Annotated in this window: 14 protein-coding genes; 11 read left to right on the top strand and 3 right to left on the bottom strand. The window is 53.6% G+C overall.

The window, feature by feature from the left end; genetic code table 11:
• The 5 genes from RT120_RS03820 to RT120_RS03800 are packed head-to-tail and all read left to right on the top strand — an operon-like array spanning window position 1 to window position 5,300.
• The gene (locus RT120_RS03820; RefSeq protein ID WP_312979584.1) at window positions 1–972 is read left to right on the top strand and encodes an ABC transporter permease; all 972 of its coding nucleotides are present in this window, start codon (window positions 1–3) and stop codon (window positions 970–972) included.
• Entirely contained in the window at window positions 969–1,850 is an 882-nt protein-coding gene (locus RT120_RS03815; RefSeq protein ID WP_312979581.1) for an ABC transporter permease, read from the top strand. Before RT120_RS03820 ends, RT120_RS03815 begins: the two co-directional genes overlap by 4 nt.
• Window positions 1,850–2,851, top strand: a complete 1,002-nt coding sequence (locus tag RT120_RS03810) for an ABC transporter ATP-binding protein (protein ID WP_312979578.1) — start codon at window positions 1,850–1,852, stop codon at window positions 2,849–2,851. Before RT120_RS03815 ends, RT120_RS03810 begins: the two co-directional genes overlap by 1 nt.
• The gene (locus RT120_RS03805; protein ID WP_312979575.1) at window positions 2,835–3,776 is read left to right on the top strand and encodes an oligopeptide/dipeptide ABC transporter ATP-binding protein; all 942 of its coding nucleotides are present in this window, start codon (window positions 2,835–2,837) and stop codon (window positions 3,774–3,776) included. The genes RT120_RS03810 and RT120_RS03805 overlap by 17 nt, the downstream gene beginning before the upstream one ends.
• A gap of 15 nt (window positions 3,777–3,791) precedes the next feature.
• Window positions 3,792–5,300: a class I adenylate-forming enzyme family protein gene (locus RT120_RS03800; RefSeq protein WP_312979573.1), complete on the top strand. Its 1,509-nt coding sequence runs from the start codon at window positions 3,792–3,794 to the stop codon at window positions 5,298–5,300.
• A gap of 34 nt (window positions 5,301–5,334) precedes the next feature.
• Here the strand turns inward: RT120_RS03800 and RT120_RS03795 are convergent, their stop codons facing one another.
• The 3 genes from RT120_RS03795 to RT120_RS03785 form a co-directional block, all read right to left on the bottom strand.
• Window positions 5,335–6,177 carry a VOC family protein gene (locus RT120_RS03795; RefSeq protein WP_312979570.1) on the bottom strand — a complete coding sequence of 281 codons (843 nt, stop codon included), beginning with the start codon at window positions 6,175–6,177 and terminating at the stop codon, window positions 5,335–5,337.
• A gap of 17 nt (window positions 6,178–6,194) precedes the next feature.
• A complete protein-coding gene (locus RT120_RS03790; RefSeq protein WP_312979567.1) occupies window positions 6,195–7,331 on the bottom strand; it encodes an amidohydrolase in 1,137 nt (378 codons plus the stop codon).
• A 351-nt stretch (window positions 7,332–7,682) separates the two neighbouring features.
• Window positions 7,683–8,516, bottom strand: a complete 834-nt coding sequence (locus tag RT120_RS03785) for a 4'-phosphopantetheinyl transferase superfamily protein (RefSeq protein WP_312979565.1) — start codon at window positions 8,514–8,516, stop codon at window positions 7,683–7,685.
• A gap of 488 nt (window positions 8,517–9,004) precedes the next feature.
• On the opposite strand from RT120_RS03785, the gene RT120_RS03780 reads away from it, so the two are divergent.
• The 6 genes from RT120_RS03780 (at window position 9,005) to RT120_RS03755 (ending at window position 25,765) form a co-directional block, all read left to right on the top strand.
• Window positions 9,005–12,082 (top strand): AMP-binding protein, encoded by a 3,078-nt coding sequence (locus tag RT120_RS03780; protein ID WP_312979563.1) that lies wholly within the window; start codon window positions 9,005–9,007, stop codon window positions 12,080–12,082.
• Window positions 12,083–12,125: 43 nt separating this feature from the next.
• The gene (locus RT120_RS03775) at window positions 12,126–13,964 is read left to right on the top strand and encodes a non-ribosomal peptide synthetase (RefSeq protein ID WP_312979560.1); all 1,839 of its coding nucleotides are present in this window, start codon (window positions 12,126–12,128) and stop codon (window positions 13,962–13,964) included.
• A complete protein-coding gene (locus RT120_RS03770; protein ID WP_312979557.1) occupies window positions 13,957–19,392 on the top strand; it encodes a polyketide synthase in 5,436 nt (1,811 codons plus the stop codon). The genes RT120_RS03775 and RT120_RS03770 overlap by 8 nt, the downstream gene beginning before the upstream one ends.
• Before the next feature lie 77 nt (window positions 19,393–19,469).
• Window positions 19,470–23,534 carry an amino acid adenylation domain-containing protein gene (locus RT120_RS03765; RefSeq protein ID WP_312979554.1) on the top strand — a complete coding sequence of 1,355 codons (4,065 nt, stop codon included), beginning with the start codon at window positions 19,470–19,472 and terminating at the stop codon, window positions 23,532–23,534.
• The gene (locus tag RT120_RS03760; protein ID WP_312979551.1) at window positions 23,531–25,141 is read left to right on the top strand and encodes a DHA2 family efflux MFS transporter permease subunit; all 1,611 of its coding nucleotides are present in this window, start codon (window positions 23,531–23,533) and stop codon (window positions 25,139–25,141) included. Before RT120_RS03765 ends, RT120_RS03760 begins: the two co-directional genes overlap by 4 nt.
• Window positions 25,142–25,765, top strand: coding sequence for a hypothetical protein (locus RT120_RS03755; RefSeq protein ID WP_312979548.1), 624 nt, complete (start codon window positions 25,142–25,144; stop codon window positions 25,763–25,765).
• Window positions 25,766–25,798 lie beyond the last annotated feature (33 nt).

The raw sequence follows: 25,798 nt of genomic DNA, 5'->3' as shown, positions 1-25,798 counted from the left end.
ATGCTGAGACTGATCCTGCGGCGCGTGCTCCAGGGCATTCCGCTGCTGTTCGGCGTGATTGTGATTAACTTCGCGCTGATGAATCTGGTGCCAGGGAGCTTGCTGGACGTGATGACGGCGGAGCAGCAGGTCACCGATCCGCAAATGATTGCGCGGCTGCGGCATCTGTATGGTCTCGACCAGCCGGTACTGACCCAGTTGCTCAATTATCTGTGGTCGGTCTGCCAGCTCGATTTAGGGTTTTCCTTCCGCCAGAACATGCCGGTGTTTGACGTGATTATGGCCCATCTCCCGGCCACCCTGATCCTGATGCTGGCGAGCATTGCACTGGCGGTGCTGGTCGGCGTGGGTGCCGGGGTGCTGGCGGCGATCCGTGTTAACAGCGTCTGGGATACAGTGATCTCAACGCTTGCGGTGATTTGCTTTGCGGCACCCAGTTTCTGGCTCGGCATCATGCTGATTATCCTGTTTTCGGTGAAGTTGGGGTGGTTCCCGGTGGGAGGGATGGCGTCCATCGGCGTGACGTTGTCACCCTGGGGCCAGGCGGTGGATATTCTCCATCATCTGGTTCTGCCAGCGATTACCCTTGGCCTGTTTTATGCCGCGACTTACGCTCGCGTGATGCGCGCGTCGATGCTGGAAGTCGCGCAAATGGACTACGTGCGGACCGCGCAGGCCAAAGGGTTAAACCGCGCCGCCGTGGTTATTCACCATACCTTGCGCAACGCGCTGCTGCCGGTGGTGACGCTGCTGGGATTGCAGCTCGGCACCGTGCTGGGCGGCAGTATAGTCATCGAAGCGGTGTTTAGCTGGCCCGGTCTCGGGCAGGTGCTGCTTGATAGCGTCATGAGCCGTAACTATCCGCTGATCCTCGGCATTCTGGTGCTCAGTGCGTTACTGGTTATCGTGATTAATATCATTGTCGACGTCACTTACTCACGCCTGGACCCGCGTGTCAGGAGCAACCGATGAGTGAAAATCTGGCAAGTCTGCGGCGTACCCTGCGCATTGAGTTACCGCACTGGCTGCGGCAGTTTTTGCGCCATCCCGGCGCGGTGTGCGGCGCGCTTATTGTGGCGGTAATGGTGGTGATGGCGTTAAGCGCCGGGATTGTCTATCCCAAAGACCCGCTGCGTATCGTTGCAATGCCGGAAATCTGGCCATTTACCGACTGGCGCTATCCGCTGGGCACCGATTCCTTAGGGCGCGACATTGCCGCGCTGATCGTTCACGGCGCGCGGGCGACGTTGATGATTGGCCTGGCCGCCAGCCTGGCCGCTACGCTGATTGGCGTCAGCGTCGGGGCCGCCGCTGCCTGGTTTGGCGGCTGGGTGGATGAAACCCTGATGCGTATCGCGGAGCTGTTCCAGGTGATCCCCAACGTGGTGTTTGTGCTGACGGTGGTGTCGGTGCTGGGGCCGCATATGGGCAATATTATTATTGCCGTGGCGCTGATCTCCTGGCAGCCCATCGCCCGCTTAACCCGCGCGGAATTCCTCTCCTGGCGCGACCGCGAGTTCGTACTGGCTTGCCGGGCCAGCGGCATGGCGGACCACCAAATCGTGCTGAAAGAGATCCTGCCCAATGTACTGCCGCCGGTGATCGTCATGGCGTCGCTGGTGATTGCCGGTGCCATCCTGTACGAATCGGTGGTGTCGTTTCTCGGGCTCGGCGACCCGAATCTCGCCAGCTGGGGACGGCTGGTTGGGGAAGGGCGTACGCTGATCCGTTCCTCCTGGTATATCTGCGCGGTGCCCGGCGTGGCGATCATGCTGGCGGTACTGGCGCTGAACCTGGTGGGCGACGGGCTTAACGATGCCCTCAACCCGAAACTCAGGGAGCGAGAATAATGGCGCTACTGTCAGTAAATAACCTTAGCGTAACGCTGCGTAGCGGCGGCAAAGATGTGACCGCGCTGAACCAGGTGTCATTTGACCTGCACGCCGGAGAAACCCTGGCGCTGGTTGGCGAGTCAGGCTGTGGTAAATCCATGACCGCACTGGCAATGATGGGCCTGCTGAATACCCGGTCGCCGCGCATTTCCCAGGGGCAAATCCTGTTCGCAGGCCGCGACCTCATGCTGCTCAGTAACCGCCAGTACCAGCAGGTGCGGGGAAGGGATATCGCCATGATTTTCCAGGATGCGATGAGCGCATTGAACCCGGTGAAAACCATTGGCGATCAGCTAATGGAAGTGCTGCGGCTGCATCTGGGGTTTAAACGTCATGAGGCTTTTGCACGGGCGGTGGCGCTGCTGGAGCGGGTAAAAATCCCCGATGCGGCGCGACGGATGGGCGATTATCCCCATCAACTTTCCGGCGGTATGTCTCAGCGGGTGATGATCGCGATGGCGATTGCCTGCCAGCCGCGGATATTGATAGCCGATGAGCCAACCACCGCGCTGGACGTCACCATTCAGGCACAAATCCTGCAACTGCTGCGCGACATCCAGCGGGAATCAGGGATGTCGCTGCTGCTGATTACTCACGATCTCGGGGTCGTGGCCGCCATGGCGCAGCGCGTCGCCGTGATGTATGCCGGGCGTATCGTTGAACAGGCGGATGTAATGGCGCTGTTTGAACAGCCCGGTCACCCCTATACCCAGGGCCTGCTGCGTTCAACGCCGAAAAGTGGTCAGCCCGGCGAGCGGCTTTACGCCATTCCGGGCCGGGTGCCGCCGCTCTCCGCGCTGCCGTCAGGCTGCGCGTTTCGCAACCGCTGTCCGCTGGCCTGCGAGGCCTGTAGCGAACGGGTGCCGCGTCTTAACGCCCTCGGCCCGGAACATCGCGCGGCGTGCCTGATTACCGCGCCGCAACATTATGCAGAGGAATACCATGAACACACTTCTTGAAGCTGAAGGTTTATCGGTCCGTTATCCGGTCAAAGGAGGATGGGTGCACGCGGTGTCAGAGGTCGATCTGCAACTGCGCGCCGGGGAGACCGTCGGCCTGGTGGGGGAATCCGGCTGCGGCAAGTCGACGCTGGGTAAAGCCCTGATGCGGCTGATCCCGGCGCAAGGGCGACTGCGGCTCAACGGCGACGACGTATTGTCGCGTCAGGGCCGTCAACTGCTGCCTTTTCGCCGGCATGTGCAGATGATGTTTCAGGACCCGCAAGGCTCGCTGAATCCGCGCCAGCGCGTCGGGATTTCTATTGCCCGACCGCTTGAAGTGGCGGGGTGGTCGCGTGACGCCATTCAGGCGCGGATCGCCGAATTGCTGGAAGTGGTAGGGCTCCCCGCTTCGGCGGCGTCGCGCTTTCCTCACGAGTTTTCCGGCGGCCAGCGCCAGCGGATTGGCATCGCCCGTGCGCTGGCGCTGGAGCCAGGCATCGTAATCTGCGACGAACCGGTTTCGGCGCTGGACGTGTCGGTACGCGCGCAGGTAATCAACCTGATGCGCGATATCCAGCAGCAGTCCCACGTCGCGTACCTGTTTATTTCCCACGATCTGTCGGTGGTGGAGTACATCGCGCACCGTGTGATGGTGATGTACCTGGGCCGGGTGGTCGAGAGTGGCCCGACGGAGCAAATCTGGGCCGCGCCCGCGCACCCCTATACCCAGGCGCTGTTAGCCGCCGCGCCGGTTGCCGACCCGCGCCATCCGCGCGGAGAAAGCCTGCTGGAAGGCGAACTGCCCAGCCCGCTTTCGCCGCCGTCCGGCTGCGCCTTCCATACCCGTTGTCCTTATGCGCAGCCGCTGTGCCAACAGCAGCGGCCGCCCCTGCAATCCTTAACTTCTGAGCGACAGGTGGCCTGTCATTTTCATCTGAGCTGACGTCGGAGCACATTCATGAGTCAAACACTGCGTAACCTGGGCGATCTGACCGATCGCGCTTTACCCCAGTCACGGCTGGCGATTATTGACCTGCGCGACCCGGAACACCCGCGCGACTATACCCATCAGCAGATAGACGAGCTGGCTGGCGGCGTGGCGCAGTACCTCCAGCAACGCGGCTACGCGCGCGGCAGCGCCATCGGGATTGCTGCGCTGAACCGCGCGGAATATCTGGCGGCGTATTTTGGCATTATGCGCGCGGGCCTGGTGGCGGTGCCGCTTAACATCAAAGTGCCGCAGGAGACGCTGCACTATTTTATTGAAGACGCCGCAATCGCTCTGGTCTTTGCCGATGGAGCACGCGCCGAACTGCTGAAGGACAGGGTGGCGGTGGTGGATTTTGATAGCGACTTCAGTGAGATCGTTACCCCGCAGGTTTTTAACGCCGTCATCCCGGAAAAAGATGAACTGGCGATGATGCTGTATACCTCGGGCAGTACCGGGCGACCGAAAGGCGTGCCGCTGACACATTATGGTCAGTACTGGGCGCTGGATGTGACGCGCGGCGGCGTAGAGCCGGATGACGCCCAGTCGCGCTATATCGTCGCCCAACCGCTGTTCCATATGAATGGCCTGTTCCTGGCGAAACGGGTCTTTGCGACCAACGGTCTGCTGGTCGTGCTGCCGTCGTTCAGTATTGAGAGCTATCTCCACGCGCTGTCTCATTACCGCATCAATATTGTCACCGCCGTACCGACCATGTTTGCCCGCCTGCTGCGCGACCCGGAGATTGATCGCTATAACTTCAGCGCGTTACGTAAGGTGATGCTGGGCTCAGCGCCGATCACCCTCGGCTTGCTTAACCGGATCAACGCCGCGTTTCCCGGCGTGGAAATCACCCACGGTTACGGCACCACCGAGGCGGGGCCGGCGGTGTTTGGTCCGCATCCGGGTGGATTGCCCACGCCGCCGCTGTCGCTGGGGTATCCGCTTGCGGCGGGCGAACTAAAATTCGCTGACGGTCATAATGGTAATGAAGGCGTACTGATGATGCGCAACCCGGCGGTGACGCCCGGCTATCACCGCTTGCCGGAGAAAAGCGCCCAGGTGTTGCAGGATGGCTGGTACTACAGCGGCGATGTCATGCGTCGGGATGAGAACGGCTTTTACTTCTTTATTGGCCGCGCCGACGACATGTTTGTTTGCTCCGGGGAAAATATCTACCCTGGCGAAGTAGAAAAGCTGCTTGAGTCCCATCCCGCGGTCCGTCAGGCGAGCGTGGTTCCGCTACCGGATGAGGAGCGCAGCCAGGTGCCGGTAGCGTTTGTGGTATTGCAGGAAGGGGAGAATGTCACCCGGGAGGCGCTGAAACAGCATACCCTGGCGCACGGCCCGGCGTATCAGCATCCACGACGCATCGCGTTTCTGCCAGAACTGCCCTGGGCGGCGACCAATAAAGTGGACCGCCAGTCGCTGCGCCAACTGGCGAGTACGCTGGAACAGGAACAGCGCTGGGAGGCATAAAACAGAAGGCGGGAGAGATATCCCGCCTTTTTTGTCAGAGATGGAATCGCAACGCCAGGTTAAACGCGCGGTCAGGCTCAACAACGATCGCCTCTGGCTCCTCGCTAAAGGTGATATCGCCGTGCTGCAAACTGGTTTTCACCTGAGCCAGACTGCCTGTCAGAAAACTCAGGCCCGCCATACGCGGCGTTCCGTCATAATCTTCCGGCAGCGCGCCGAAACGACGGCGGGCATAAGCTTCAGAGGCGATACGCACCGTGGCTTTACCGGCTTTGAGAACCAGCGCGCCGTCATGGGAGGCCTGGAAACGCTCTTCACCAAATAAACGGCTGTAGACCAGCGCCGATCCCGCCGGGTCCTGCGCGACAATCACAAATTCACTGATGTTTTTCACCCCGTTTGGATGCACTTGCCAGGCGGGTTGCCAGACGGCGTCTGGCGTTTGATGTTGGCAGAAAAAGCTGCGGCCATTAGGGATCAGCGACGGGCGCAGGCGCACCGTTCTAAATCGCGCTTCGGTTTCATGACCATCCGGCAGACGGACCGGGCGATGGAACGAGGCGGGCGGTTCGCCATCCAGCCCTTGTTGTTCAAGATGGCTAAATTCATCATCAGCGCTCTGGGTTTTCCACACCAGGCCGGTCAGACCGAGCGGGGCTTCCCAGAGATCTTTGCGCTTATCGCCACGGCCAGGTTCAAAACCGAGTAACTCCAGGTAGTTCTCCTCAAAGATTGCCAGATGGTTGCTGGAGCCGAGGGTGTGATGACCACGCTCAGAAAGCTGAAAGCCCAGCCGACGGTAAAGCGTGCTGGCTTCCTCAAGCTGGTTGGCGACATTGATCACCACATGGTCGAGCACGGGAACGGGAAACGTCATTGCATGATTCCTTTTTCTCAAAGGCCCGCCACGGCATTAAGGGCGCGGGGAGCGAGTTGGGTAAAATAGTTGACTGCCGGTTCGATAAGGCTTTCATCAGGATCGAACGCTGGATGGTGCAGACCCGCGTCGCTGGCGCTGCCCACATTGATAAAAACGCCCGGTACGTGGTGCAAGTAAAAAGCAAAATCTTCGCCGCCCATTTGCGGTGAGGCGAGGGCAGTGCGATAGCCATTGCGTTGCGCCAGTTCCAGGGAAAAATCGGCCCATTGCGGGGTATTGATCAGCGCAGGCGGCCCGGCAATCCATTCCAGATCGGCGCTGGCCCCGTAGCCTGAGGCGATGCCCTGAATCAATGTGCGGATCTTCTGCGGAACGGCTTCACGAATGGCGGCGTCATGGGTGCGTACTGTGCCTTCCAGTTCGATGGTGTGTGGCAGTACGTTCCAGGTATTCCCCGCGGTGAAGCGCGTAACGCTGACGATGACCGATTCCAGCGAACTGAACATGCGCGCAGGCAGGGTTTGCAGCGCAGTGACAATCTGGCTGCCGATCACGATGGTATCCACGCCATCATGTGGTCGTGCGGCGTGTGCACCTTTACCCTGAATGCGAATCACAAAGCGGTCGACGTTGGCATACAGCGCGCCGCCGCAGGTGCGGAATTCGCCCAGAGGCAGATCCGGGGTATTGTGCATGCCAAAAATTGCCTGAACGCCATCCAGCGCGCCGGCATCAATTAACTGCTGTGCGCCGTTAAAGGTTTCTTCAGCGGGCTGGAACAGAATCCGCACCCGGCCAGGCAGCCGCGATTCCTGTTGTTTCAGGCGATGCGCCACGCCGAGCATCACGGTGGTATGGACGTCATGGCCGCAGGCATGCATCACGCCAGGCGTCTGCGATGCCCAGGGACGCTGAGTTTTTTCGTCAATCGGCAGGGCGTCGATGTCGGCGCGCAGCGCAATGAGCGGCTCGCCCTGGCCAATTTCTGCCACTACGCCGGTTTTGAGCTTTAGGGGAAGTAGCCGGATATCGCCTTGCTGGAGCCAGCGGGTAATACGTTCTGTGGTGGCAAACTCCTGGTTTGAAAGTTCCGGGTTCTGGTGCAGTTCCCGTCGCCAGTTAATCAACTGCTCGGTGCCGTACAGGTGCATGATGATGAATTCCTTTGTTATTCGATCTCATCAATCATCCTGTGTGTGCCTGGCGGCGTGAACTAACGATTTATGGAAAGCTTATCCGGAAAGAAGAATTAGCCGGTGCGTTGATTGAGCAGAATAATCATCGCCACGATACGGCAGATTTCATGGGATTCTCTATTGGTGCGCATAATGTATATTATGTTAAATTGCATATAACGTTACGTAGCCTTACTCCCTTGATGGCCATCACGCGCTCCCTGCTCCAAGATTTGGTCCCGATCGCATTACTTTATGCCAGAACGCGTTCCCGGGACCAACACTCTACCCTTTGCAAGAAAGCGTCGGTACATTTTCTATCAGACTCTAATACGCGCCAGCTCGTTCCATTATCATGGTAAATACATAGCTGTCATGAAGACGAAACTGGCCGTTAAAGCAGCGTCCCACAGCCAGTTCTGGCATAAGATCCGTTGTCAGTTCCATCACGAGGGTGCCCGCAGAAAAGTTAATTTCTTTAAGCCTCGCCACTTCAAACCCAAAGTAATGCCCCACCACAGGAAACAGCGCTTTAAAGAGACTCTCTTTGGCTGAAAAGATCACTGTAAGTAAAGCATGCCGATATAGGGGGTATTGGTCAAACAGCACGCGTTCCGCCTCTGTTACTACACTTGCGAAGACAAAATAAGCCATCTCATCAGCGATGTATTCTTCGATATCCACACCGAGCCTTTCTATGTCCTGGCATCGAGCAACCGCGCAGACCGCCAGAGTATCAGTATGACTGATTGAGCCGACAAATCCTGCCGGCCAGACCGGCGCTCGGTGCTTGTCAATATCAACGACACTGTCATCCGCGCCAAGTTGTTGCAACGCGTGCCTGGCCAGACTGCGCCCGGCAACAAATTCCGCCCTTCTTTTAATTACTGCGTGAGTAATCTCTGGTTTCAGTTCGGTAGCGAGCAATGTGCAGGCTAAAGCGTCTGTATAGCTTTCCACATAAAAATTACTCTGGTAGCACACCCCTGAAAACGACGGGATGAGAATTTGCAATTTGCTGGCCATGAAATCTGATGTTGAATGCTTTACGTCGGTCATGTCATCTCTTTCTATTCTTACGTTTTTTTTTGCTTTGCTACAGAATCCATTATATTTATCCATTTTTGCCATCCGCCCAGAAATAAAGATATTTAATTTCAAAAAGATAACCAGAGCTCAGCCTTTTACTTTCCCCATCCTACCTGGATGAAGTTCAACAAAGGTTAAAACGCGCATCGAACTTCTCAGTTTCTTTACTGAGATCTGTAAAGTCTTGTGTCTTTTATCAGGCGCAAATGAAAAAAGCTAATAAACAACCTCCTCCTCCTGTTTCAGTCAGAAATAATTTACCCATAAAAATAATATTAATCGCCAGCCCGGCTTCATATTTATTGCTATTTGTAAGTGATTTTACCAGTGCAAATAATTACACATAGTTTTTTCTTGTAAATTATTGTCATCCGTTGCCTTTGATATTTAATTTCATACCGCGACTATTAGAATTTTGTTGACGGATGGTTTAAAAAAAATTTAAACACCTCAATTACACTTCTTTCACAACGGCATTGGTAAATATGCTTTTTAAGAATTGAGTTTTTATTCAGAAATGGTTTTAGATATATTCCTTTAAGTGCGATAGAGGTTGGAAAATGAAAAATTCATTACACCCTGTCTTTAATAAGATAGAGAGAATTGCAGCGGAAAAATATGACTCGATCGCCGTAATGTTTGAGCAACAGACTCAGTCTTACGGGCAACTTAAAAAAACTTCAACGCAAATCGCACAGTACTTATTTAATGCGTTTGGACAAGGAAATCGCCACGGTGTAATCGCAGTTTACCTGGAACCATGCCTTCATTTACCCGCGGTGTTGCTGGCGATCATGAAAGCGGGATTTACCTATGTTCCCCTTTCAGACTTTCATCCTCCAGAGAGGATAGCAACCATTGTTGAGGATTCCTCATCTTTCCTGGTCATCACGTCCAGAGAAAGCAACCAGTTTAATGCACTGAAATATATGGGTACGCCCGTTGTATTTCTGGAGGATTTACTGGCTTTGTCGGAAAACCCACCTGTCTGTACACTGCCCGATGTGGCTGGCGAAGACCTTGCCTATATTCTTTATACCTCTGGCTCCACCGGCGTGCCGAAAGGCGTACTGATTGAGCATGCCAATATGGATTACTATCTCTCCTGGTTTAATGAAGATTTATGGCCAGTAACCCGTGCCAGATTACCCTTAACAGCCTCGTTGAGCTTTGCAGCAGCCGTCACGCAATTGTATGCGCCATTATTACGGGGTGATACATTACATATTCTTCCAAAAAACGTTCTGCAACAGTATCCGTTATTATTAGACTGGTATAAGCAATATCCGGATGGCGCCCTTTACTGCGTCCCAACAATCTGGGAAGAGTTGCTAAATTATGTACAGAAGCAAACTGATGCCAGTTCGCTTTCGCTACCAAAGACCTTGTTTTTATCAGGTGAACCGGTATCGAACAATCTTAAAAATCGTACATTCTGCGAAGTCCCGGATATTCTTTTATTTAATTTGTACGGTCCAACAGAAGCCACTGCTAATGGCTCATTCTGTCAGCTGCAAGCGGAAAATACCGTCACTATTGGCAAAGCTTTACGCGGCAGCGAATTACTGATTGTTGATGAGCAATGTCAGGAAGTTGCACCGGGCGAAGTGGGTGAGATTTGTATTCTGGGCGATGGCGTCTCCCGGGGATATATCAATCGCGAAGCGTTGACTGCTGAGCGATTTTATCAACTCGAACGCCAGGGTCGCACCTGGCGAGTGCACCGCACGGGTGACTTAGGCAAAACGCTCAGTAATAATGACGTACTTTATTTGGGCCGTCGCGATCAACAATTTAAGCTCAATGGCGTTCGCATAGCCGCAGAAGAAATTGAACAAACATTGATTTCTCACCCAGGGATTGCGAAAGCTATTGTTCGCTGCGATGAAAGTCTGGGCATGCCCAGGATTATTGCTTACCTGGTCACGGCGCAAGCACGGATCCCACAAACGGAGTTGCGCCGTTTCGTTGCTGCAAAATTGCCAGCAGTGATGATCCCCGCCTGCTTTATTTATCTGGATGCGATACCTAAATTGCCGAATGGCAAACTCGACGTTCACCGTTTGCCGAAACCGTCTCCACTGCGCCCTGCACTCACCGTACCGTATGCGACGGCGGCAAATGAACTTGAGCAGGAGATGATAGATATCTGGCAGGATGTGCTGGGTATCATCAACCTGGGCGCGAATGATAATTTCTTCGAGTTGGGCGGCAATTCTTTACAAATCATGCAGGTTCGCCATCGTATTCGTCATCAGTTCTATTCAGAAATTGATTTCGACTGTTTTTTTGGCAATCCCACGCCGCGAATGCTGGCAGGCGTCGTTCCTTATTACAGCAATAATGAACTTGTCGGTAATGAGGTTAAGGATGCAGACGAAGGAATGTTGTCTTCCCGGCAACGCTATTTCCTTACTCTGGAATTGATGAATGAAAATCCGTGGCTTTACCAAATTTATTTCGCCATCGATATTCAGGGCAACATTAATAAAAGTGCTGTTAACCATAGTGTGTCGTGTATTCTCGAGCAGAACGCAGTGCTACGTACTCAGTTTGATCTTGATAGCGAGCCGGTTTCTGGCCGAATAACCCCTCCCACAACACTAAATATTCCTGTGCTGAAAGTGGTTTTGCCTGAAGCGCGCCCATTGCGCGATAGCGTGATGCTTGAGATTGCCTGTCGTGACACAGAAGATTTTGAACAATTGCCGCTTACGGATTTCTGGCTGCTTGAACACGCGAAGGATCATTATGTCCTGTTGGGCAGAGTGCATCACACGCTTTTCGATCATGACGCGATCGCGCCATTTTTCCGGCAGTTTGTCAGTTATTATCAGGCATTCCTGGCAGGTGATGTGAAGTATCGCATCAACGCGGGCTGGGAGTATGCCGATTATTGTCATGAACAACGCCAGCTAAACACTCCGGAACAGCACGCGAAGGCGACTGAATTCTGGCGTCAAACCCTGGCAGGATATCGCCGTCAGGGTGCATTACCCTCACCTGTCATGCAATCTGCCTGTACAGAGGGCCAAAATTTACTGGTAACTCTGACAAATGAACAGAGCGAGCGGCTGCGCCGCTTCTCGCACCACCATAATGTCACACCCTTTATCACCTTGCTTGCTGCATTCCGTCTTGTATTGCAGAACACTTCATATTGTCATCAGCCGATAGGCATTCCAACGACCGATCGGGTTTCGCAGGAGGATGCCGGGACGCTGGGCTGTTTCGTTAATATGACCAGTTTCTTTATTGATACCGAAGACGAAGAGCCGTTTAAACACTTCCTTGCGCGCTGCAAAAAACATCTGTTTGGCCTGCTGGAGAACCAATATTTGTCTTATCAGGACCTCGTGCATGCATTACGTCATTCATCTGATGAACCGTTGCTACATTTTTCGGTAGGTTTTAACTATTTAACGACACTACCCGAAAAGCGACTTATCAAGGGTTGTCAGTTAAGCGTCAGTGAAATATATAGTCACTATTCTAAACTGGATTTGACTTTGCTTATTCAGGACGCTGAATGTTTTACGTTGTGTTTTAATTATAACCCAGAGGTTTTCTCTGCAAATAATATAAAAACATTATCTGACGAGTATCTTGCGTTGCTGTCAGGATTTCACATTCAATAAAGTCATCAATTATTATTCTTTATAATACTAAAGGAAGCCGGTTATGAAATCGGAAAAAACAATTCATGCGCAATTTATAGCGCAGAAAACAAAAACGCCTCATGCCGTCGCGCTGAGAAGCGAACAGTCATCAGTCAGTTATGAGGAACTGGATAATCGCTCAACCGCACTGGCCGGTTATTTTCTTAAACAAGGCGTCAAACCTGGCGACAAAATTGGGGTTTATCTTAATAAAGGGATCTCACTGATTACCAGTCTGCTGGGAATATTAAAGGTGGGTGCATGTTATGTTCCGCTTGATCCTTCGTACCCCCAGGAACGACTGTTATATATCGCACGCCATGCTGACGTCTCTTTTGTTATTACGGATCCGTCATTAGCCTCTAAAATAGCGGTCGATGAAGATAAAAAATTGAATATCAACGCGCTGAACCTGAATACCGTCAGTGATACAGCGTTGCCTGTGGTGGATGATGATGCGCTCTGCTATGTCATGTATACCTCAGGTTCGACCGGTCAACCGAAAGGCGTCATGGTGCGGCACCGCACGGTAGTGAATTACCTTTGGTGGATGCAACAAGCGTTTGGTTTAACGCAGCACGATGTGGTGCTTAATCAGTCCACGTTTAGTTTTGATGTCTCGGTATGGGAAATTTTCTGGCCACTGATTACCGGGGCGAGCTGCGCACTGATTTCCGATGAAAGGAAGTATGATCCTAATCAGGTTATCCATTTTATGCAGCAACACAGCGTCACCGTGGCGCAATTTGTTCCCACGGCGCTGCGCGCCCTTGTTGCAGTGCAAAAGCTGGCAGTCTGTAATGAATTACAGCATATTTTTTCTGGCGGCGAAGCGCTGGACCAGAAACTGGTCGACGATCTGGCAGCGCAGTTTTCCGGTCAAATTCACAACCTATACGGCCCGACAGAAGCCACGATTTTTGCCTGCCACTGGTTGTGTCAGCCCGGTGCGGATTACACCATTGTGCCTATTGGCACCCCTATTCCTCATGTCAGAGCATACGTGCTGGATGAACAGGGTAACCAGCTTCCGGCAGGCGCCTCAGGGGAGCTTTATCTGGCAGGCGATACACTGGCACAGGGCTATATTAATGACCCGGAACAAACCCGTAGTCGTTTCGTAAATGAGCTGTTCGCAGCGGATGCGCCTGGCCTGATGTATAAAACCGGCGATATTGTACGGGCACGGGAAGATGGTGTGCTGGAATTTCTCGGCCGCATCGACAGCCAGGTAAAATTGCGCGGTCATCGTGTGGAATTAAATGAAACAGAAGCCATTTTGCGAAATTACAGCAAATTAGCGAATGCGGCTGTCATTCTGGAAAATAACGTCCGTTCGGGGATTCCGGAAATGGTGGCATTTTATGTCATTAAAGAAAATGAAACTGTCGAGGAGCAACAATTAAAAGAGCATCTTTATAACATCCTGCCTTTTTATATGATTCCTTCATATTTTATTGAACAGGATTTTATCCCCACGCTACCCAATGGAAAAGTGGATAGCCCTTCTCTACATCATATTTTTAAAAAAGGTCAAGTAAGCATGACAAAAAATATCGTCCTTCCCTCATCAGGCATTGAAGCGGAAATTATCAAAATATGGGAACAGGTGCTCAATAATAAAAACCTATCCGTTCATGAAAATTTTTTTGATGCTGGCGGCAACTCGTTGCTAATGTCAAAAGTACACCGGGAAATTAAAAAGCATCTGGAAATTCCGGTCTCGATTATGGATCTTTTTCAGTATCCAACTGTTAAAACACTGAGCGCTTATCTGGCTGATAAAAGCCATAAGTTCGCAGCAGGAAACAAAAATGATCAAGCAGAAAATAAATCTAATGGGATCACCGCTCATGAATAATCTCGCTAACATTCGTGATAAAGATATCGCCATCATTGGCATGGCGGGTCGCTTCCCTGGCGCGGAAGATATCACTACCTACTGGCGTAATCTTCTCGATGGTCTGGAAACAATTACTACCTTTACGGATGCAGAGCTACGCGCCTCCGGTGTTGATGAAGAACTTATCGGCGCGCCAAACTATATTCGCCGCCGGGGGATCCTGGGTGATGCACAGCATTTTGACGCCAGCTTCTTTGATATTACGCCTCGTGATGCGGAAATCATGGATCCCCAACACCGCAACTTCCTGGAGTGCAGTTGGCTGGCTTTTGAAAATGCGGGCTACGTACCTTCAACCTATCCGGGAAAAGTCAGTGTGTTTGGCGGCACCGGCACAGCCTGGCACCTGCAACAGGCCGGCGCTAACCAGGAGGTTCAGAAATATGCAAGCGGCGCGTCGCTGGTGACTAATAACGACAAAGATTATGTCACCACGCGCGTGTCTTATAAGCTGAACCTCAAAGGCCCCAGCGTGGACGTACAAACCGCTTGCTCCACCGCGATGGTCGCGATTGTCATGGGCGTTAACAGCCTCCTGAACGGTGAAAGCGACATGGTGCTTGCCGGCGGCGTGTCTATTGATACGCCTGAGCGTCGTGGCTACCTCTATATGCAGGGCGGCATGGAATCTGCCGACGGCCATTGCTATGCCTTTGATTCCCGAGCCAACGGCACCGTATTTAGCCGTGGCGTAGGCGTGGTGTTACTCAAACGCCTGAGCGATGCAATACGCGATGGTGATCATATCTACGCGGTGATTAAAGGCGGTGCGATTAATAATGACGGCAATACCAAAGCGGGCTTTACCGCACCGGGTATCGCCGGCCAGATTGCCGTTGCCAATGAAGCTCTGAAACGCGCAGAGGTCAATCCCGCTACCATTAATTTTGTGGAAGCGCACGGTACCGCTACGGCACTCGGTGATCCCATTGAGTTCAGCTCCCTGAGCCAGACGTTCCAGGAGTTCACAGCGAAAAATCAGTACTGCCTTCTCGGATCAGTCAAGACGAATATCGGACACACTGATGCCGCATCCGGGGTTGCCAGTCTAATCAAAGCCTCACTGGCCCTGAAAAATCGCGTGTTGCCTGCTTCGCTGCACTACAAAACGCCAAACCCCAATATCGATTTTGAACACAGCCCGTTCATCATGAACACCGAAACGCACCCGCTGGACGCTAACGGCGCGCCACTGCGGGCACTGGTGAACTCCTTCGGCGTGGGCGGCACTAATGCTTGCGTGATTATGGAAGAAGCGCCTGAGGCTCCGGTCAGCAGCGCGGCGGACGGCCACTTGCTGTTTCCTTACTCGGCGAAAACTCCTTCCGCGCTGGAAAAGATGCGTGAAAACCTCAGACTGCACCTGCAACAGCATGATGAACTGAATCTGGCGGATGTGGCGTACACCCTTCAGGTGGGACGCCAGCATATGGCGCACAGCGGATTTGTGGTTGCGCGCGATCGCGAGACATTGCTCAGTAAACTCGCGCAGCCCACGATGATTGCGCCGCAATCGGGCAAAAAACCCAAATCAGTGGTGTTTATGTTCCCAGGCCAGGGCAACCAGTACATCAACATGGCACGCGAGCTGTATGACAGCTACCCAACCTTCCGCCAGGCCCTGGATCGCTGCTGCGCTCATCTTGAGAATATCCTCGAACGCAACCTGCGCGACATCATTTTCCAGGACGTCGATAGCGCCCATAAAGATCTGATCAACGAGACGCAGTATACCCAGCCAGCCCTGTTTGTGGTGGAGTATGCGCTGGCGCAACTGTGGCTGTCCTGGGGCGTAAAACCCGACATGATGATTGGCCATAGTGTGGGGGAATACGTAGCCGCCTGCCTCTCTGGCGTGTTGTCTCTGAAAGATGCGCTTACCGCCGTCGCCATGCGCGGCAAACTGGTCCAGCAACTACCTGCGGGTGCGATGCTTGCCGTGCTGATGGACGAGGAGACGCTGCGCGCACGATTAGCGGAAGGCCAGCTTGAGATTGCGGCCGCCAACTATCCCGGATTGTGTGTGATTGCAGGCGGTTTGGTTGAAATTGAAGCCTTCCAGAACAAACTGGAAGACGAAGGGATTTTCTGCAAACACCTCGACACCTCGCACGCGTTCCACTCGTACATGATGGAGCCGATGCTTAACGATTTCCGCAAGGTGATTGAGAAAATCACCTTTAACCCCCCCGTCATCCCATTTGTGTCCACTGTGACCGGCGACTGGATCACCGACAGCCAGGCCCAGAACCCGGATTACTGGATTAACCATGTGCGTCAGCCGGTGCTGTTCACTCATGCGTTCAAGACTTTGATTGCGGAAGATCATCATTCGTTTGTTTTCCTTGAAGTGGGCCCGGGCCGCTCGCTGGAGTCTGCCGCGAAACAGCACATTAATACCGCTGAAAACCCGGCGATTTTCGCCTCCCTGCCTACAGCGAAAGATGTGGCGTTGACCGGTGAACAGTGCCTGTCCACGTTAGGTCAGTTGTGGTGTTGCGGCGTCGCGATTGACTGGACGGGTTACTACGATGGCCATTGCCGTCTGCGTCTCCCGCTACCGGGCTATCCTTTTGAACGTAAAGAATTCCGTCTTCCGCTAATAAGTGTGGATGCGCTAAATGGACTCGATAATCGATCGCTTAATGCGCGTAAGAGAAAGCAGGCCAGCATCAGCAACTGGTTTTATATGCCCACATGGCGCCAGACCATTCCGGCGAAGTACATGAACGGCAAGGTCTCTTCCGTAGCGACGGAATGCTGGGTGATTTTTACCGATAATCATGGCGTCGCGGATGCGCTGCTCATGCAGTTAAGAGAGGCTGGTTTTACAGCGATCACCGTCGCACAGGGCAACGCATTCCAGGAGGATCAGGATGCGTTCGTTATTGATCCGGATAACAGTGCGCACTACGTGGAATTGTTCAGTCGCCTGAAATCACGCGAACTCACGCCATCCCGCGTTCTGCATCTGTGGAGTCTCTGCGAACAAAACGACGATACGCGTCTGATGGATGTCTGCGAGCCACTCACCCGCGCCGCCTTCTACAGCCCGATGTATCTGCAACAGGCGCTGATTGGCGAAAATTTGTTAGCAGGCCTGCGCTTACTGCTGGTGACTAATAATATCTTCAGCGTGGCGGGCGAGCCTATCGGTTCACCGCATAAAGCCCTGCTCACCGGCCCTGCCCGCGTGTTCTACCATGAATATCACGAAGTACGTTGCCATCTGGTAGATGTGGCTCTGGATGCGCCAGCAGCAGATATTGCCCGCCTGCTGATCGAGGAAAGTAACATCGATACCGACGGCAAGCTGGTGGCTTATCGTCAGCTCCATCGCTGGGAAGAGGCATATCAACAGGTGCCGCTCGTCTCGCAAGAAAGCCAGAAACCCGTGTCTGTCCGTGATGACGGCGTCTATCTGATCACCGGCGGTTTAGGCGGGCTTGGTATGCTGGTGGCTGAGCAACTGGCGCAGAGCAGCAATGCAACGCTGATCCTCACCTTCCGCTCGCCATTGCCGGCACGCGAAGAGTGGCAATACTGGCTCCAGCAGCACGCGGTGGATGACCCTACCAGTGAAAAACTCGCCTGCATCTTGCGTCTGGAAGAACACGGCAATCGCGTGCATTTACTGAACGTGGACGTGTGCGACTATGACGGAATGAAGGCGGGACTGGCGGAATTTTCCAGGATTGACGGCGTATTCCACACGGCGGGTGTGGCGGGCGGCGGCATCATCCCGCTCAAAAACAGCACCAACTGTGCTGACGTGTTAGATCCCAAAGTGCGCGGCACTCTGATCATCGATGAACTGCTGGCTGACCGGGCGCCAGAATTCTTCCTGCTGTTCTCCTCCATTACCGCCATTGTGGGCGATCCGGCGCGGATTGATTACTGTGCCGGTAACGCGTTTATGGACGTGTTCGCCCATTACCGTAATCAACATCGCCCAGGCTTTAGCATGTCGATTAACTGGGGACAGTGGGGTGACATCGGAATGGCGGCACGCTGGAATAAGCAGCTCAATGAGAAAAGCCGCAACAACGCCTTTGAGAAAATCACCGGCGATCTGCTGACGCAAATCGACAGCAAAGCCGGTGAAGAGGCGTTTCGCGTCAATCTGGCCGTAAACCAGGACTGGGTAATTGACGAGCACCGCTTACTGAATACGCCAACCCTGGTCGGCACCACTATTCTCTCCCTGCTGAATGAATATCTGGCCGTCTTCAAAGCAGGTGAAGGGCTACAGGTCAAAAATCTGATGCTGAGTACGCCAGTGCTTTACCATCACGCCTGGCCACGTGAAATGAATCTGGTGGTCGCACAACAGGACAAAGGCTACCGGTTCAGCCTGAAAAGCCGCGGCATTCTCGACTTTAACTGGCAGGAACACGCCTTCGGGCAGATTGGCGAGCTAAAAGCGCAGGACACGGAATACGCGCTGCCGGACGAGATCCGCAAGCGTTGCCCGGTCGTTATCAGCGATTACGCCCTGAGCACCAGTGAGGATTTCCTGGCGCTGAGCGCGCGCTGGAATACCACGGCGGAACTACGCAAAAATGACAGTGAATGGTTTATTCGTCAGGCATTAGCTCCGGCATTCACTGGCGATTTACAACGTTACGCATTCCATCCGTCCATGATCGACTCGGTGGCTATCGCCTGCCTGTCAGGCATAACGGAGGAGTATTATCTGCCCATCAGCTACGGGCACATCGATTTCCACGCACCATTAGATAGCGAATGTTTTGTTCATGCTAAACTCAGTCAGCCTTATCACCCGCAAGACAATACTATCGTAATGAATATTGTCTTTTTCTCGGCGCAAGGGAAACGGCTATTAACGCTTGAGAATTATACGCTGATTAAAATTGCCGATAATAATCAGGTCCACGCCGGGAATATGACCAAAATGGCGGAAGTGAAAGTGAACTTACAAAATAAAGACATTCTTTATTTTGAAGGACTGGAAGCGGTAAAACGTCTGCTTAATCACCTGCAATTCCCGCAGCTTGTGGTGGTGACCTCCGATTTGGATCAATTCATTTTTGAAGCGATCCCGGAAAAAGAAGAGGAAGAGAATTTACAAATCGAAGCCAGTATTGCCGATTCGCATGGCCGCCCGGCGCTGTCCGTGGAATATGTCGCGCCGGAAAACGAAATCGAAAAAGAGATTGCCAAAGTATGGCAATCGATTCTGGGTATTTCAGGCATCGGCGCGCTGGACAACTTTACCGAACTTGGTGGTAACTCGCTGCTGGCGGTACAAGTAGTCTCGATTGTCTCGGGCATATTTGAAGTGGATATCCGTGTTGATCTTTTCTATCAGGATCAGACCATCAGAGGCCTGGCGAACCTGCTGGTCGGCGAATTAATCGAATAATTACCTGTCGCGTGAATGTTCCGCGTTATCGCCGCCTGCGGGCGCGATAACGCGGTCTCTAACCCGGGAAAAAGACTATGACAAATAAAAGCGATGACATTCGTTCACTAAGCCTGGACGACATTAAAAAACTGGCTCAGCAAAAAAAATTACATGCTGCGGGTCATCTTTCTGACGGTATTCAGCGTTGCACCGATAAAGCGCGTAAACACTTTCCACTCACCAGCGCGCAAAAAAGTATCTGGCTACTCGATCAATATCTTGAAGATAAAAGAGCCTATAACAATCCTTATGCTTTTGTGTGTCATATGGCGCTCGAATTTAATCAGGAGCAGGCCCGTCAGGCATTAACGTTGTTAACCCGTAAGCACACCATTTTACGTACCACCTTTCAGACAGAGAATGGCGATGTGATGCAGTGTATCAACGACGAAATTATATTTGACTTCGTCTATGAAGATATTGTCGCCATGGCGGATGAGGATAAAAAAAACCACATCGACAAACAGGCGCTTAAAGAAGGCCGCCGCAGTTTTGACCTGGCGCGCGGGCCACTCTCTCACTGGCGGGTTATTAAAACGCAGCATAATGAATATGTGATGATGCTGACACTTCACCATATTATTTCAGACGGCTGGACCATGAACCTGTTTTTCCGGGAATTAATGGGCATCTATTTCCAGCTAGAAAATGGCGTGACGCCTGAGGTGGAAGGTTTCCTGCAATTCTCTGATTACGCGCTGGCGGAAAACCAGTGGCAAAGTAACGGCCATTACGACCGGGGCATCTCATACTGGAAAGAACACCTGGACGGCGCTCAGGGGATATTAAAGCTGCCCACCGACGCGCCGCGCCCTGAGCGCATGCGTTCAGCGGGCGGTATCGTCAGCCAGACTCTCGATCGCGATCTGCAAAAGGCGTTAAGCACCCTGTGCAGCCATCATAACGCCACCCTGTTCCATGCCATGTTAACCGCCTGGCAGGCGCTGCTTTACTTTTACAGCGGGCAGGATGACATCATCGTCGGGATCCCGTTTGCCAACCGCAATCAGGCGGCAAGCCGGGATTTGCTGGGGTTGTTTATGAATACCCTGCCGCTTCGCGCGCAAGTTCACGCAGATTCTCGCTTCGAGGCGTTGTTATCACAGGCGCGCACCCAGTGCGCACAAGCGATGTTGTATCAGGATGTGCCATTCAACATGATCCTCGACAACATCAGTTTCGTTCGCTCACCGCAAATGAACCCGCTTTTCCAGGCCATGCTGAGCTACCAGGTTTTCCCCCATTTTTATGACGACAGTCAGGCGTCGGTTAAGCCGCTAAAGGTGGATTATGGCGTGTCAAAAACCGATCTTAACCTCTGGATTGAAGAAGACAGCGATAAGCTCCTGTTCACGCTCTATTACAACTCGACCCTGTTCCATGAAAGCACTGCCGTGCGGATGCTGGCGCATTTCCAGCGTATCCTGCGCCAGTTCGTGAACAATCCGCAGATCACCCTTGCGCAAATTTCGCTGCTGAGCGATGAAGAGCGCCGCCGGAGCCAGACAGAGGCCGCGCAGCCACAGGCTGACTTCACGCCGGTGCACCAACAGTTTGCCAGGGTTGCTGACAACGCCCCGCACGCGTTGGCGACGCGATGCGATGATCGGGCGCTCAATTATCAACAGCTCGCCGGACAATCGGAACAGCTCGCGCAATGGCTACTGGCGGCGGGCCTGCAACCGGGGGATGTGGTGGGTCTCGCCATGGAGAAAGGGATTGACTGCCTGGTCGCAATACTGGCGGTACTGCGCGCGGGCGGCTGCTATTTGCCGCTGGATATGACTCTGCCGTATGAGCGCCTTGCGTATATGATGGATGACGCAGCCGCGCGCTGGGTGATCGCTGACAACGATGACATGAGCTTTGAGGGTGCAACGCGCTTTGATATGCGCGTCATCCCGTCATCGCTGACCCGTCAGGCGCTGCCGAATGTCGACCCGGATGCGCCCGCCTACCTCATTTACACCTCTGGCAGCACCGGCACCCCTAAAGGCGTACAGGTTAATCACGCCCAGTTGGCACGCTATTGCGCGAATGCAAGCCAGGTGCTGCAACAACCCGCCGGAGCGCATTACGGCATGTTCTCCGGCTTCACCACCGACCTGGCGCATACCCTGATTTATCCAGCCCTGACCCAGGGCGGCTGTTTAAATATTATCAGCAACAGCGCACTACAGGACCCGACATTACTGACCGCGCAGTTGACGCGCCAACCGCTAGAATGTATCAAAATCACGCCCTCTCATCTGAGCGCATTGCTCCAGGGAGAAAACGCGGCGGCGCTGCTTCCTACCGCTTTACTGGTACTGGGAGGCGAGCGCGCCTCCTGGTCTCTGATTGAGCGGGTGCGTGCTCTAAATGGCCGATGCCGCATTGTAAATCACTATGGCCCTACCGAGAGTACCGTCGGAGTGGCGACCTGGGAAGCAATGCCCGACACCGTATTGCCGCAAGGCAGCTATCTGCCTATCGGGAAACCCTTCCCCGGCGTGCAGTTGCTGGTTGTCGATTCTCAATGCCAGCCAGTGGCCGACGGCCTGCCGGGGGAAATTTGTATAGGCGGCGCGCACCTCAGCGCGGGTTACATCGGGAGTCATGCGCACAAAAACGCCAGCGCCTTTATTCCCCATCCGTTTATGACTGGCGAACGCCTGTACCGTACCGGTGACAAAGGCCGCCGTATGGCGGATGGCAATATCGAATACTTAGGGCGTATCGACCGGCAGGTGAAAATCCGTGGATTCCGCGTGGAGCTTGCGGAAATCGAACATGTGCTGCATCAGTGTCCGGGTGTGACTCAGGCGGGAGTACTGGTTAAGCCGAACGGTGACGATGAGCAGCACCTGGTGGTGTTTTTTGCAACGCTAACCGGGCACCAACAGGACGAAATTAAGGATTATGCCCGCGCCCGCTTGCCGCACTTTATGCTACCGGATCGCTGGGTATGGCTTGAATCGATGCCGCTGACCGCCAGCGGGAAGATCAACTATACCGCACTGAATGCCCTGCCATTGCCGCACGAGGCCGCCAGTCACATGCCGCAAAATGAGACAGAGCGCCAGTTACATCAGCTTTATTGCGATGTGCTCAGTCTCAATGCGGTCGATACCCATAGCAGCTTTTTCCAGTTGGGCGGCAACTCCATCAACGCGCTAAAACTGGTGATGCAAGTTAACCCACATTTTGGCACCGCGCTGTCGCTGGGGCAGTTGCTGGAACACAGCAGTATTGCAGAGCTGGCGAAGTTTATCGGCCAAATCAGCGCACCGCAGGCGTTAACCTCGCTGGTGACGATGAATAAAGGCGACGAGAGCCTGCCTACCTTCCTGATGGTGCACCCGGCGGGCGGCAACGTGCTCTGCTATTACCCGATGCTGAAACCGCTGGAATCACGCTATCCGGTTTATGGCCTCCAGGTCGCCGATTTCAGCCAGGTGCACGATCGCGATCGCGATATCACCGCGCTGGCTGCCTTCTACCTGCAACAGGCAGGCAACCTGATCCATCGCGAGGCGCTAATCGTGGGCGGCTGGTCACTGGGCGCGACAATTGCGTTTGAGCTGGGACAACAAATCACCGCCATCACGGGCCGGGCGCCGACACTGCTGGTGTTTGATCAACCCGCGCCGCAGGTGCGCGTCGATAACGCGGAACAGATGAGTGAAAGCGAGCGTCTGGCTTATTTTGCCCGTAAAGTCGCGTTGTTTACCGGTATGAAATTCGATATCTCCGGGCAGAAACTGGCGGCGATGAGTGAAGACGAACGCACTCAACTGTTTATGCAGGAGTTCCGCCGCGCCGGGCTGGTCCCCGCCTCGCTGAGCTTTGCGCATTTCCGTCATTTCCTGGTGATTTTGTGGGCGCATATCAGCGCCAGCGATCGTTACGTCGGTGCGCCCTATGCGGGAGATATCGTGGTGGCCGAAGCGCAGGAGACGATGCCGGGCAGGATAAAGTTGCCTGCGCCGGGGCTGGGCTGGCAGCGTTTGTCAGAGAAACCCGTCACCCTTCTGACCGCCCAGGGCAATCACATCTCTATGATGAATGAACCTTTCATCACTGAACTTATTCAGCGAGTTAAAAAGGTATTGCCATGAGCGTAACCGGGCAGGTTAATACCCTCAGTAATGAGGGAACTCACAGCCAAAGCGCCGGAGTATCACTGCGCAGTTGGTGCGCCGTTATCGGCGGCCTGCTCGGTGGCTTTATGGCCATTCTGGATATTCAGATTACTAACTCGTCGATGAAGGTAATTCAGGGGGCGTTATCCGCCACGCTGGATGACAGCTCGTGGTTGATGACGTCCTACTTTACCGCAGAAATCATTGCCATACCGTTGTGCGGTTGGCTGGCGCAGGCGCTGGGCACAAGCCGCTATGCGCTATGGTGTATCGGCAGTTTTCTCGCGGCGTCAATCCTGTGTTCGCTTTCATGGGATCTGAATTCCATGATTGTCTTTCGCGCCTTGCAGGGATTCGGCGGCGGCGCGCTGATCCCTCTCTCCTTTCGCTTAATCATTGAGGTATTACCAGGCGAAAAACGCCCCTTCGGGATGTCGTTATTCAGTATCGTGGGTACATTTGCCCCGGCCATCGGACCCACCCTGGGCGGCTGGCTGACGGAAACTTTCTCCTGGCACGCGATTTTTTACATCAATGCCGTACCTGCGGCATTTGCCTGCGCACTGATTAATTATGGAATGCAACGGCCACCCATTCGATGGGAGGTGATCCGCAACGGCGATTTCATCGGCATCCTCACCGCAATGCTCTGGCTGGGCTGCCTGGAAGTGGTGCTGGAAGAGGGACGTAGTCTCTACTGGCTGGATTCCTCGCTGATCTGCTCGCTGCTCGCCATTTCGGGAGTGGCGTTTGTCGCTTTCATCTACGATCAGCTTGCTCACCCGTCCCCGTTGATCAATATCCGTATGTTCAGGGACGCAGCATTTTCCCATGCCTGCATCATGTTCTTCATGCTGGGCGTTGCGATTTACGGCACGCTGTTTATGGTGCCGTTTTATCTGACCAGCGTGCATAACTATGATGCTTTACAAATTGGTAATGTGTTGATCTGGATGGGGTTGCCGCAACTGGCGATCCTGCCCTTCATCCCGAAACTACTGAAGATTTTTAATGTAAAGTACATGATTTTCATTGGCTTTATGGGACTCGCTATCAGCTCATTTATGAATGGTCATATGGACAGCGATTTCGCCGGGCAGCAGATGAAACTCTCGTTGTTGATAAGAGCATTGGGGCAACCATTTATCATGGTGCCGCTTTCGATGATCGCCACCCGTAATGTCCAGGCCAGAGACAGCGCCTCTTCCGCCATTCTGATTAACATTACCCGCAGCATCGGCGGCTCCATGGGGACCGCGATACTGTCCACCCTTTACGTCAACCATGCGTGGATGCACGCCGACCAAATCCAGTCGACTATAAGTTCCGGTAGCGATGCGTTTAATCGCTACGTGGAAAATGTCAAAACGCTGTTGATCAATCATGGCGGTTCGCTGAACAACCTCAACGTTCAACAGACAGCATATGCCATGTTGACCAATGACATCAAAACCCAGGCCCAGATCATCGCCTTTAACGACATTTTTAATGTGATGGGTGTAATGATGCTGGCCACGGCGATTCTGGCGCTATTCGCCACTAAAAATTTCCGGCTGTTCCAGCCTTCAGCGGAGAAACACTAAATGACCCAGAATACCCCTTATACTTTTTTGCATTATCTGCGCTCCCGCGCGGCGATATTAAATATCGTTATTCCGTTAGCGCTCTATTATGGGGCGTTGTACCGCGTGGGCATTGGCGCGGCGCTGATAGCCAGTGCAGTCTGGGCCACCCTCCTTGCATTACAAAGCAACAATCGTAAGGCTACGCTTGCCGTAGTGCTAATGCTCCTGCTTTCCGGTTGCTGCCATTACCTTTTCCTGCGCCAGCCCACGTGGCTGCCAGTGCTGCGGGAGGATGTGTTCTTATCACTCACTGGCGCGTTAACCGTCGCGGTGGTTTTCCTGTTCTATTCGCTTCGCGGCGCGCCCGTTATCCAGACGTTTGCCGAACAGGCAAGACCCCAACTCACCACGCTGAATATTTATGGAACACCGGCCTACCGACGGGTCTGGCAAGAGATATCACTGACGTGGATTTTCGTGTATCTCAGCAAGGCGCTACTGGTTTACCTGCTGTATCACTTCCACAGCCCATTATTAAATACATCACTGCTCGTGGTCGGCTGGCCGTTAACGTTGGCGATGATATTTTTTAGTGTTCGGTGGCCACACTATCGCTGGCAGACAAAAACGCAGCACTCCTGAACATTTATCCTGCACTGAGCGACTGAACTCATC

Origin of the sequence: Atlantibacter sp. (assembly GCF_032062175.1) — a bacterium.
Classification (GTDB): domain Bacteria; phylum Pseudomonadota; class Gammaproteobacteria; order Enterobacterales; family Enterobacteriaceae; genus Atlantibacter.
Note: the sequence above shows the minus strand (reverse complement) of the source record. Positions and strands in the feature narration are given on the sequence as shown.

Excerpts from the sequence above, each read along its gene's own strand:
- RT120_RS03820 (WP_312979584.1), top strand. The coding sequence starts at position 1 with ATGCTGAGACTGATCCTGCGGCGCGTGCTCCAGGGCATTCCGCTGCTG.
- RT120_RS03815 (WP_312979581.1), top strand. The coding sequence starts at position 969 with ATGAGTGAAAATCTGGCAAGTCTGCGGCGTACCCTGCGCATTGAGTTA.
- RT120_RS03810 (WP_312979578.1), top strand. The coding sequence starts at position 1,850 with ATGGCGCTACTGTCAGTAAATAACCTTAGCGTAACGCTGCGTAGCGGC.
- RT120_RS03805 (WP_312979575.1), top strand. The coding sequence starts at position 2,835 with ATGAACACACTTCTTGAAGCTGAAGGTTTATCGGTCCGTTATCCGGTC.
- RT120_RS03800 (WP_312979573.1), top strand. The coding sequence starts at position 3,792 with ATGAGTCAAACACTGCGTAACCTGGGCGATCTGACCGATCGCGCTTTA.
- RT120_RS03795 (WP_312979570.1), bottom strand. The coding sequence starts at position 6,177 with ATGACGTTTCCCGTTCCCGTGCTCGACCATGTGGTGATCAATGTCGCC.
- RT120_RS03790 (WP_312979567.1), bottom strand. The coding sequence starts at position 7,331 with ATGCACCTGTACGGCACCGAGCAGTTGATTAACTGGCGACGGGAACTG.
- RT120_RS03780 (WP_312979563.1), top strand. The coding sequence starts at position 9,005 with ATGAAAAATTCATTACACCCTGTCTTTAATAAGATAGAGAGAATTGCA.
- RT120_RS03775 (WP_312979560.1), top strand. The coding sequence starts at position 12,126 with ATGAAATCGGAAAAAACAATTCATGCGCAATTTATAGCGCAGAAAACA.
- RT120_RS03770 (WP_312979557.1), top strand. The coding sequence starts at position 13,957 with ATGAATAATCTCGCTAACATTCGTGATAAAGATATCGCCATCATTGGC.
- RT120_RS03765 (WP_312979554.1), top strand. The coding sequence starts at position 19,470 with ATGACAAATAAAAGCGATGACATTCGTTCACTAAGCCTGGACGACATT.
- RT120_RS03760 (WP_312979551.1), top strand. The coding sequence starts at position 23,531 with ATGAGCGTAACCGGGCAGGTTAATACCCTCAGTAATGAGGGAACTCAC.
- RT120_RS03755 (WP_312979548.1), top strand. The coding sequence starts at position 25,142 with ATGACCCAGAATACCCCTTATACTTTTTTGCATTATCTGCGCTCCCGC.